The 10150-nt window shown below is 60.4% G+C and carries 13 protein-coding genes and 1 pseudogene; 5 read left to right on the top strand and 9 right to left on the bottom strand.

Going from position 1 to position 10150, the window contains the following annotated elements; genetic code table 11:
- Nucleotides 1-74 precede the first annotated feature (74 nt).
- The 9 genes and pseudogenes from ACX82Z_RS04090 to ACX82Z_RS04050 form a co-directional block, all read right to left on the bottom strand.
- Nucleotides 75-809: pseudogene (locus ACX82Z_RS04090) on the bottom strand (ArdC family protein); the annotation flags it as partial.
- Nucleotides 810-984: 175 nt separating this feature from the next.
- Nucleotides 985-2403, bottom strand: a complete 1419-nt coding sequence (locus tag ACX82Z_RS04085; RefSeq protein WP_039194741.1) for an IS1182 family transposase — start codon at nucleotides 2401-2403, stop codon at nucleotides 985-987.
- A 469-nt stretch (nucleotides 2404-2872) separates the two neighbouring features.
- Complete coding sequence (locus tag ACX82Z_RS04080; RefSeq protein ID WP_039194740.1) at nucleotides 2873-3706, bottom strand: transglutaminase-like domain-containing protein; 834 nt, start codon at nucleotides 3704-3706, stop codon at nucleotides 2873-2875.
- 12 nt (nucleotides 3707-3718) lie between these two features.
- Nucleotides 3719-3994 (bottom strand): DUF1488 family protein, encoded by a 276-nt coding sequence (locus ACX82Z_RS04075; protein WP_009452373.1) that lies wholly within the window; start codon nucleotides 3992-3994, stop codon nucleotides 3719-3721.
- A complete protein-coding gene (locus tag ACX82Z_RS04070; RefSeq protein ID WP_039194738.1) occupies nucleotides 3991-4320 on the bottom strand; it encodes a hypothetical protein in 330 nt (109 codons plus the stop codon). Before ACX82Z_RS04070 ends, ACX82Z_RS04075 begins: the two co-directional genes overlap by 4 nt.
- Nucleotides 4317-4559, bottom strand: a complete 243-nt coding sequence (locus tag ACX82Z_RS04065; RefSeq protein WP_039194737.1) for a hypothetical protein — start codon at nucleotides 4557-4559, stop codon at nucleotides 4317-4319. Before ACX82Z_RS04065 ends, ACX82Z_RS04070 begins: the two co-directional genes overlap by 4 nt.
- Nucleotides 4560-4595: 36 nt before the next feature.
- Nucleotides 4596-4742 carry a hypothetical protein gene (locus ACX82Z_RS04060; protein ID WP_167387076.1) on the bottom strand — a complete coding sequence of 49 codons (147 nt, stop codon included), beginning with the start codon at nucleotides 4740-4742 and terminating at the stop codon, nucleotides 4596-4598.
- Complete coding sequence (locus ACX82Z_RS04055) at nucleotides 4735-5037, bottom strand: hypothetical protein (RefSeq protein WP_039194736.1); 303 nt, start codon at nucleotides 5035-5037, stop codon at nucleotides 4735-4737. The genes ACX82Z_RS04060 and ACX82Z_RS04055 overlap by 8 nt, the downstream gene beginning before the upstream one ends.
- Nucleotides 5034-5297: a hypothetical protein gene (locus ACX82Z_RS04050; RefSeq protein WP_039194734.1), complete on the bottom strand. Its 264-nt coding sequence runs from the start codon at nucleotides 5295-5297 to the stop codon at nucleotides 5034-5036. The genes ACX82Z_RS04055 and ACX82Z_RS04050 overlap by 4 nt, the downstream gene beginning before the upstream one ends.
- 505 nt (nucleotides 5298-5802) lie before the next feature.
- Here ACX82Z_RS04050 and ACX82Z_RS04045 point away from each other — a divergent pair.
- From ACX82Z_RS04045 to ACX82Z_RS04025, 5 genes are all read left to right on the top strand, one after another.
- Nucleotides 5803-6120, top strand: coding sequence for a co-chaperone GroES (locus ACX82Z_RS04045; protein WP_050475053.1), 318 nt, complete (start codon nucleotides 5803-5805; stop codon nucleotides 6118-6120).
- 42 nt (nucleotides 6121-6162) lie between these two features.
- On the top strand, nucleotides 6163-7797 hold the full coding sequence (groL, locus tag ACX82Z_RS04040) for a chaperonin GroEL (RefSeq protein WP_039194732.1): 1635 nt from the start codon (nucleotides 6163-6165) through the stop codon (nucleotides 7795-7797).
- 70 nt (nucleotides 7798-7867) lie between these two features.
- Nucleotides 7868-8260 carry a hypothetical protein gene (locus ACX82Z_RS04035; RefSeq protein ID WP_039194731.1) on the top strand — a complete coding sequence of 131 codons (393 nt, stop codon included), beginning with the start codon at nucleotides 7868-7870 and terminating at the stop codon, nucleotides 8258-8260.
- 67 nt (nucleotides 8261-8327) lie between these two features.
- A complete protein-coding gene (locus ACX82Z_RS04030; RefSeq protein WP_094513308.1) occupies nucleotides 8328-8495 on the top strand; it encodes a hypothetical protein in 168 nt (55 codons plus the stop codon).
- A gap of 725 nt (nucleotides 8496-9220) precedes the next feature.
- On the top strand, nucleotides 9221-10108 hold the full coding sequence (locus tag ACX82Z_RS04025; protein ID WP_199259163.1) for an AbiU2 domain-containing protein: 888 nt from the start codon (nucleotides 9221-9223) through the stop codon (nucleotides 10106-10108).
- Nucleotides 10109-10150 lie beyond the last annotated feature (42 nt).

Below are 10150 nucleotides of genomic sequence, written 5' to 3'. Positions count from 1 at the left end.
GAAGAGCTTCACCGGAGCCGTGGTGAGGCGCCTCCAATGCATGATTCTGAGACAGGATCACAGAGTCAGGATAAGGCGACCAGCTCCTCGAAGGCGTATTTCTTCGTGCCGAAGCTGCCCGAAAAATCCCGCCCCAAGCGCGAGGCATGGCCTGTGGCATGCCCCATCTCGTGGAGCGCCGTCCTGTGCCAGTTGATCGGCTCGAAATAGGCGGCCGGAGGCGGCACCTGCACGTAGTCGAGCGCCGGAACATAGAAGGCGCGATCCCCGCCGATGCGGAAATCGATCCCGGTCGCCTCGATCAGCGCCTCGACCTTCGGCTCGATCATGCCGGGCGGCGGTGGCGGGGCCTCGAAGGCGATGTCCTCGGGCAGGCCCTCGCATTGCGCCGCGTTGAACACGGTGAAGCGCTTCAGGAACGGAATGCTGCTGGCTTCTTCGCCCGACTCCTGGGCGCGGCGCTTCTCGTCCTCCGGCGTGAAGCGGTCGGCATAGACGACGGTGGTGCCGCGCTCGCCCTTGCGGACATTTCCGCCCAGCGAGAGTGCTTGCCGGAAGGTGAGCCAATGCTGGGTCGGATAGCCGTGCTGGACCACTGCGCCCCAGAGGATGAGGACATTGATCCCGGAATATTGCCGCGCGGTCGCGGCATTCCTCGGCATGGCGAGCGGCGCCTTCGCCGCCGCCGTCCCCCAGGGCTGGACCCAGGGCAGCCGCCCTTCCTCCAGCTCGGCGATGATCTTGTCGGTGATGTCGTCATAGAGATTGCTGCGGGCGCCGCCTGGGCGAGCGCGGTCCTTTCTGGCCATCGGGATGATCTCCGCGACGGGCGCCGGAGGCCACTCCTCCAGCCCTCAACCCGTCACGGAAAACCCGTCCGCACTCTCCCTCTCAGGGGGCGTTGCGGGGCAGGCTGTGCCAAAACGTCAGCCGTCGGAGCCGCAGCGCCTGCCAGGTGGAGCCGAAGCGAAGCGCCGCCTCGCGTCAGCTCGGGGTAACAACCCTCGTTCCGAATGTGTTCGCGGCGTGTAGGATGTTGAAGGCTAGGATCGACAGCGCCGCCTCCGCCTTTACCGCCCTAAGTCCTCTAGTTAGGAACCTTCCGCCACCCGACATTCGCTTTATGGTGCCGAATGGATGCTCGACCGTGCATCGCCTGATCGTCATCAAGCTGGGATTGGCATGGATTCGGGCCTCCATGCGATCGAGGGCACCTTGATCGACAAGCCGGTGAATTGTGCGCTGGGCTCCCGGCGTGCATCTCGGCTTCAACGCACAGGTCGCGCAGGCCGAGGTACGGTAGCGCATCGCCCGATTGCGAGTATGGATTCCGGACGGGCGTAGAGTTTGCCCGCCGGGGCAACGGACCGTGTCGCTGTCCTCGTCGTAGAGGAACTGTACCGGTCGAAAATGTTCGGAATTCATCGCGCCGCGCTTGATCGGCGCAGCGACCTCAATGTTCTCGCGTTCGCAACGGGCGACTTCTTCGGCGTTTGAGTAGCCGCCGTCGGTCAACACCTGGAGCTGATCTACCTCCAGCACGGCCTTAGCCGCGACTGACATCGGATGAAGAAGGTGGCTGTCGTTCGCGTCATTGTAGACGTCATGGTGGACGATCAGACCACTCGCAACATCGACGACGCTTTGCAGATTGTACGAGGGAAGCTTCGGCGCGTGGGCATATCCCATCGGTTTGGCCTCCGGCTCGCCAAACACGAGCACCTTCTCGACCCGTCGATCGAGTTCCTGCTGTCGCCTGGCCAGCCGGTCCTTCCGACGCTGCAGGGAGGCAATGGCGGACTTGAAGCCTTCGCGGTGCAGTGGTTGATCATCAAAGCCCCGCGCGACGGTCTCGTCGATTATGTCCAGGCGGTCGAGATAATAGGCGATCTCTTTTTCGGTATGCGCGATATCGCGCGCGAGCCGCTCCGCCCCGGCGATGTTCTTTGGACTGGCGACCGCTCGCATCTTGGTGCCGTCGAGTGCGACCGACCGGCCGCCTACCAAATTCTGCTCGCGACAGAACAGCACGAACGCGGCGCTGGCGGCGACGATCGCGTCGGGATAGTCGTGCCGGAAGGCGGCAATGGTCCGATAGTCCGGCGCGAGTTGCCGCATCAGCCACATTGCTTCAAGGTCGCGCTTGCAGGAGCGCTCCAGATGTCGCGATGAACGGGCTTGATTGAGGTAGCCCCAGATATACAGCCGGAGCATGTCGCTGGGATGATAGCCTGGTCGTCCGGTCGAGGCCGCAATGGCGCGTGTGAAGCCAAGCTCAATCATATCCAGACTGTCGACGAAAGCATCGACGACGCGGACGAGCGCGTCAGGCCCAACATAGTCATCGACACATGGGGGAAGCAGATTGGCCTGATCTCGCGCTATTCCCTCAATGAAGCTCATAGACACCTCGGCAAAGCAGATCAGGAGAGTCTGATTCTACACTTGTTTGCTCATAGGGAAAGGCTTTGTATTGGGTCTCGAATAACTACCCAGAGGCAGGATCGCGGCACCTCGCTGACCCTCCAAACTTCCGAGAAAAGGTGGCTTCCTGCTTTCGGCACTTTGGGCGACGAACCTGCGAAAGCTGTCATTCAAACAGTCTTCGCACTTCGACTGGATGCGCCTGACGTCAGCCACAGGCCCGACTTTTCCGTTTGCTGAAAGTGGGTATTACGAGGATGGAACATTAGGTCGCGGCCGCACCGGCTCAAGGGATTGGAATCGCGCCAACCTAACGTCGGGAACCGGTCACAGTCAGCGGACCATGGCGGGTGCCTGACTAAAGTGAGTTATCTTCGAAAAGGTCTGCGGCGCTTCCGGTATGCCTTGCCGTATCGCCTGTAGCCTTGGTGTCCGGTCCCAAGGCGCCTTACTCGCGATGCTCTTGCGCCTGTTGCAAGCCCGATACCTCGTAAGTCCATACTCGGAACGCCTTCAGAACATGCGGGCCGAAGGAGTTGACGAGCGGTATGTCGGCTGCGTCGCGGCCGCGCGCCACCACGATCCTGCCGATCCGCGGGACGTTGTTGCGCGGATCGAAGGTGTACCATTCGCCATCGAGGAACACTTCGATCCAGGCGCTGAAATCCATCGGATCGACGACCGGCACGCCGATGTCACCGAGATGGCCGTTGATATAGCGAGCGGGGATGTTGAGGCATCGGCAGAACGTGACCGCAAGATGCGCGAAATCGCGACAAACGCCAACGCGCTCATGGAACGCCTCGAAAGCCGTCCGCGTAGATCGAGCCTGCATGTAGTCGAAGCGGATGTGGTTGTGGACGAAATCGCAGATCGCCTGCACCCGGCTCCAACCGGGCGGCATCTTGCCGAACAGGTCCCAAGCGGTCTGGCTGAGACGGTCGGTTTCGCAGTAGCGGCTGCCCATGAGGTAGACGAGGCAATCGTCCGGCAAGTCCGGCACCGGCAGTTCCCGGGCACCCGGCACAATCCCGTCCGGCCTGCCGTCGTCCTCGATCGTGGCATCACCCCACATCGTCAGGTCGCCCGCAGGCGCGACCAGCCGCCGGCATTTGTTGCCGAAGAGATCGCGGTAGGTCGATACGTGCACATCGGGTGTGGTGAACGTCGTCTCCGGCACCCGTATGTCAGCCGCGCGATCCTCGTGCACCGACAGCAGACACACCAAGGCTGTCGGCTGCTGGCAGGTCAGTGTGATCTCATACCCGTAGCGGATCAGCATTGAGTGGTGTCTTTACCGGAAATCGGCAGCGGTCAGCGTATAGGAGGTTTGGCGACGATGCGAGTAGGCCTCGCGGGCGACATCGTGGATCGAACTGCGCGTCGCATCGAAGGTCGAGAGATACATCTCTTCCGACACCTCAGTGCTGCGCAATTCAGCAGGGGACCTGGCGAGCGCTTCCACTTCGACAAAGAACGGCACTTCGAACATGCCGTCGTGCCCGATAAAGCGAATGGCGTTGCGCACTTCGTCGAAGCTGCGGCTGGGGTTCAGGAATTCAAGGGTCATCGTTGATCTGCCCTTGCCGTTTGCAGCAGCAGTGGTACACGCATAAACCCGTTCATGTGCTCCTTGCGTCGCACATCATTCCGACGATTGAGGGAAAGCATCCCGTCGGTTGCGGCCGAGTGGCTAAGGCCGATCATCTCCTGCCCTTCGCGGCTGGCTGGAACGCCGGTGAAGACATGGTAGATGGTCCAGGACCGGTCGGCTTCGATCCGGCGGCCATATTGTTCGTCGCCTGGTGCGCGGGCGGATGCACCGCCTTCATTGTCCCAGACGCCGATCGCGCGGTCGTGCCGCTCCCGTTCGATTTCATCTATGTATCGGGTCATGATCGTGGCCTTTCTCTAGTGGTCACGTCGGCATCAATGATGCCGGAAAATAGCGCGTTACCGGATAAGTCGGTGATCGCGATGGCGTCGGGCCGTTGAGGCATATCGAGCGTCTGCGAAAGCAGTTGCGCAATCTCAATGGCGTTGGCGAGATCGACGGCTTCCACCGCCTCTCGGCCCACGACAGCATGGGCGTCATCCGTCTCCCGCGTGCGGTAGAACTCGATGACAACTTTCATGGCGCTACTTGCTCTTTCAGCCGGAGCAGCACTGCCTCAGTGCTTGCCTTTGCCTTGGGAAGCATTGGCATCATTGGCGGCAAACTTGATCTGGTTGCCGAAGGTGCTTTCAGGCTTTGGCGGGGCCTTCTCCTGTTTCGGCTTTCTGATCTCGCGATTGCTTCGTTTCTGGCCTTTAGCCATGTCCGAACGTCCTTTCGATGAGGGTTGCGCCATTACCGGATTGCGACATGTCGACCGGCTCGAGGCTGTCCTGCGTCGTCACTCGCTCATGGCGTTCGTCGTCGTTGCGGATGCGATATTGCAGTGAATCTCCCCGTGCCGGCAGTCTGCCGGTTATGCGGTAGATATCGGCGGGTAATGCCGGCCTCACGAAACCGCCCTTGAGCCGGACAGCCTGTCCGATCGCGAAGAGATGAGCAGGAGCCTCGTGGCGGGCGGGACGGTTCGTGCGCCGGATTGGGTTGGTTGATATCATGGCTGTTGGTGATCCTTTTCGAGGGCGGCGTCGAGATCGGCGGGATCTATCGGCGCCATCTGATACGTGTGGCCATCAATGCCGATGGCGGGCAGGTGGATGAAGGCGCCTACACGTCTCCAGGCAAGGCGGGAGGATCCCTCCAGCAGTTCCTCATCCTGGTCCACGCGATAGTCGCCGGCAGGCTGCGCAGCGTCGAAGCCGGACAGCATGAAGGGTGCGGAGAACCGGACGATTTTCTGCGTGGTGCGCGTTGTCATGGGTCGATACCTCCGCAGGAGCACGCAAACGCGCCTCCTGCATCATTCCCATTCGAACCGGAACGAACTTCCGTGCTGCCAGTACATCCGTGGTCAGCGGCGCGTTCATTCCAAGGTTCGAACAGAGCGATATGCGCGCCAGGTCGGCGCGTGATGCATTCGCTATCGAGAATTCGGTGGTGAATGGCGGGTCTCTGACACCGCAAAAAGCCAAGTCGGCCAAATCAACGAGTTTTATATATGGGCTGTCCCCACCCGGTAAACAAGGAGCGGGTCGCTATTATTTATCTAGAATTGAATAAATGGCTCTTCCATAAAAATAAAAATCCTTAAAAAGGCAGGAAATACGTATTGAAAACAACAAACATCGCATTGGTAGAAGTGATATAAATTTTCGCAATTCCACCTTTTCAACGAAATACGTTTAGCACTCCTATCATTCGAGTGCCAAAGTCGCTATCTATCCGAGGTGGTCGCCCTATGCGCCGGCCTCAGAAAGAACCCCATGAAATTCCGGCCCCTCCACGACCGCGTCGTCATCCGACGGGCGGAAGGCGATCTCAAATCCAAAGGCGGGATCATCATTCCCGATACCGCGAAGGAAAAGCCGCAGGAAGGCGAGGTGATCGCCGTCGGCCCGGGTTCGCGCGACGAAGCCGGCAAGCTGGTTCCACTCGACGTCAAGGCGGGCGACCTCATCCTGTTCGGCAAATGGTCCGGCACCGAGGTCAAGCTCGACGGCGAGGATCTCCTGATCATGAAGGAATCCGACATCATGGGCATCGTCGAGAAGACAACGGCGGCCGCCAGCAAAGCCGCCTGACCGGCCGATACCTGATAATCAAGCCCGAACTGGACGAACATCATGTCTGCCAAGGAAATCAAATTCGCCGGCGAAGCCCGCGACCGCATGCTGCGCGGCGTCGAACTGCTGAACAACGCCGTCAAGGTGACGCTCGGGCCAAAGGGACGCAACGTCGTCATCGACAAGGCCTATGGCGCGCCGCGCATCACCAAGGACGGCGTCACCGTCGCCAGGGAGATCGAACTCGAAGACAAGTTCGAGAACATGGGCGCGCAGATGGTGCGCGAGGTGGCCTCCAAGACCAACGACCTCGCCGGCGACGGAACCACGACGGCGACGGTGCTCGCGGCCTCCATCCTGCGCGAGGGCGCCAAGCTGGTCGCCGCCGGGATGAACCCGATGGACCTGAAGCGCGGCATCGACATTGGCGTCGCGGCCGTCGTCAAGGAAATCCAGGCGCGGGCCAGGAAGGTCAAGTCGTCGGCTGAGATCGCGCAGGTCGGCACGATCGCCGCCAATGGCGATGGCACCATCGGCGGGATGATTGCGAGTGCGATGGACAAGGTCGGCAACGAGGGTGTGATCACCGTCGAGGAAGCCAGGACCGCCGAAACCGAGCTCGACGTGGTCGAAGGCATGCAGTTCGATCGCGGCTACCTCTCTCCATACTTCGTCACCAACGCCGAAAAGATGCGCGTGGAACTGGATGACCCCTACATCCTCATCCACGAGAAGAAGCTCGGTAATCTTCAAGCCATGCTGCCGATCCTGGAGGCGGTGGTGCAAAGCGGCAAGCCGCTGCTGATCATCTCCGAGGACGTCGAGGGCGAGGCGCTCGCCACGCTGGTCGTCAACAAGTTGCGCGGCGGCCTGAAGGTCGCGGCCGTGAAAGCTCCGGGCTTTGGCGACCGCCGCAAGGCCATGCTCGAGGACATCGCCGTGCTGACCGCCGGCCAGGTGATCTCCGACGATCTCGGCATCAAGCTGGAAAATGTCACGCTCGACATGCTCGGCAGCGCCAAGCGTGTTGTCGTAGACAAGGACACGACAACGATCATCGACGGTTCCGGCGACAAGGCCGGCATCGCCGCTCGTATTGCCCAGATCAAGGCGCAGATCGAGGAAACGACCTCGGACTACGACAAGGAGAAGCTCCAGGAGCGGCTGGCCAAACTCGCCGGAGGCGTCGCGGTGATCCGCGTCGGCGGCGCGACCGAGACCGAGGTCAAGGAGAAGAAAGACCGCATCGACGATGCGCTCAACGCCACCCGAGCTGCGGTCGAGGAAGGCATCGTGCCCGGCGGCGGTGTGGCGCTGCTGCGCGTCAGGACCGTGCTGGCCTCTCTGACAGGCGCCAACGCCGATATAACCGCAGGCATTTCGATCGTGCGTCGGGCGCTCGAAGCGCCGGTCCGGCAGATCGCCGAGAATGCCGGCGTCGAAGGCTCGATCGTGGTCAGCAAGCTCACGGACAGCAAGGACCACAACCAGGGCTTCGACGCCCAGACCGAAACCTATGTCGACATGATCGAGGCCGGTATCGTCGACCCCGCCAAGGTCGTCAGAACCGCCCTGCAGAACGCCGGCTCGATCGCAGCGCTCCTGATCACCGCCGAGGCGATGATCGCCGACATTCGCGCGAAGGAATCCACCCCGTCGGCCGGCAACGGCGGCATGGGCGGAATGGGATACTGAGAACAGTGCCTGAACCGTTCGGCCGACGCCCAGACAAAGCAATCTGCATTCCAACCTGGAAGGAATCTCCATGGCCACACAAAGCACGACCAAACCATCTCTCTCCCGCCGCTGGGAAGACTATCAGCCTTCAAAGACCATTCTGGTCTGGGCATGCATCGCGGCGATGATCGCAACGATCGTTATAGGATTCAGCTGGGGCGGCTGGGTCACTGGCGGCACTTCGCAGACCATGGCGAAAGCGGCCGGCGACACGGCGCGCGGGGAGCTGGCATCCGCCATATGCGTCGAAAGGTTCAACGCGGCCCCAGATGCGGCGGCGAAACTTGCCGAGTTCAAGGCGATACCCGACAGCTACAAGAAGCGTCAGTTCGTGGAAGCCGGCGGCTGGGCGACGATGCCGGGGCAGACGACTGCCGACCGGCTTGGAGTCCAAGGCTGTGTCACCGGGCTTGGCGCATAATACCCCGTTTAAAGCGCTCAGGCAGGCGCCAGGGCGTTTCCACCCGCCACAGGAAGGAACTTCAGCAATGATCTCGTTTGTGAAGAAGACAGATACGCATCCGACGCTCAAGCAGGTCGAAGAAAATCGCTTCGAGCAGATCCGCAAGGCGGCGGCTGAACGGCACCGCAAATCGGATACCGACGGCACCCGCCGCCGCGCCCGCCAGAAGGCCGAGGACAACAGGCTGATCTGAGATGCATGTGCTCTACTCGAAAAGGCAGCATCCGATGCGATATCTTGATCGAATAAGAACGGAACCGTCCCTCTGGCTCCTGATACTGATGGTCGGTGGCTTGGCCGCCACGATCCTTTACGTGGTTCTGACTAGCATCACCTATTGAGTGAAGTGCAAGCCAGCTTCACCGATCCGACGTTGGGATGATGGATGGGCATGGGGATGCGATCAGCGTATCTCCGGTATCCAGCCGCCTGGGGAGCTTGCTCTGCTGATCGCAGAGGCATTAAGGGAAGGAGCAGGCTGACATGCCGAGGCTGTCCGACTTGGGTGCGGAATAGTTCCTCCGAGGCGGACCAATAAGGGCCAAGCAGCGGTCAGCCGCAGCGGCTCAACGGCAGCTTTCGGGATTTTGCGATCTCATAGCCGATGATGACAAAGAGGTCTTAAGCAGCCAAACGCTCATATTCCATAGAGCGGGCAAAATCATTCGCTGCGCTCGCACGATTGGTGGGTTTTAGCACAGCCTGGGGGTCTCCCCGCTGAAGGGGGTGCGCCGGCAACGATAGTGCCGGCCAGGGGGGAAGGCCTTCCCCCTTCAGGCCCACGGCAAGATGCGCGTTTATTCGCGGGAACAATAAAACGAGCCCGCGCGAAGGAAGAATCAGAAGCGAATAGCCGTCGCCGGTGTTGGCGTCTCCCGGTATGATGAGGTGAGTTTGGCGCTCAGGCTTGGAAAACTAATGACGCAGCATGACCAGCACATCGCCGCGTGGCGGGATGCTTTTCGCGACGAGACAACGGGCATCCACAGAGCCATTCAGGATCTGCTCTGGAACTACGCCGCCTTTCGCACGACGGTTCGGATCGTCCGTCTTGCAAATGAGAAGAGAGGCTCGAGACCCCCGCTTAACCAGATGATGTTCAATCTCGTTTCCGAGGGATACTGGTCAAGCCTGCTTCTCGGCACTCGCCGACTTCTCGATAAGGCCCCGATAAAAGGCCCCAAGGGAGTTTACTCGATCCGATCTGTCGTCAACGACGTGAAAGCGAGCCAAAACTGGTTGACCAGGAGAATCTACGTCGAGAAAGTGCTTGACGCGCAATACGATCTCGATCGCCTGCATCAAGAACAACATGACCACCTCGTCGCCGCGAAGGGGCGTCCGGTGTGGGGCGATCCAGAGCTCATGAAAAGTGAGGCCGCGCATCGGCATTTCGATGTTTTGAGCGGCGTTTCTGCGTCAGAGCGTAACCCGAGCAATCTGATCTCGGACACGGTCTTCGAGAAGATCGAAACTCGGCTTGCCCGCCTTGATCGAATTGCCGAGCACGTTAACTCGCATGTTGCCCATGCCGGGAACAAGCAAAGTCGGCAGGACAGGGAGCTTGGTGATTTCGACATTCGCGATGCTGAAAAGACTCTCAGGCAGTTGAAGGAAATCGCGGATCTGGTCGGAGTGTGGTTCGCCAACGAAGGCGGTGCGGGCCTCGCCACATATCTCGGTGACCAATTCGAGGGCCTCGATCATCCTGTTGTAGACACCGCCGACCTTGCCGACCTTGCAGAACAATGGCGATTGATCGATAGAGAAATCGCAGAATGGTCGATCGGGCCAGAAGATCTGTGATCCCCGAGAGGCAAGCCGATTCCTTGGTTCGAACCGATACCG

This window comes from Aliihoeflea sp. PC F10.4 (assembly GCF_054612275.1).
The sequence above is the reverse complement of the archived record's forward strand: the minus strand, read 5'-3'. Positions and strand labels throughout refer to the sequence as shown.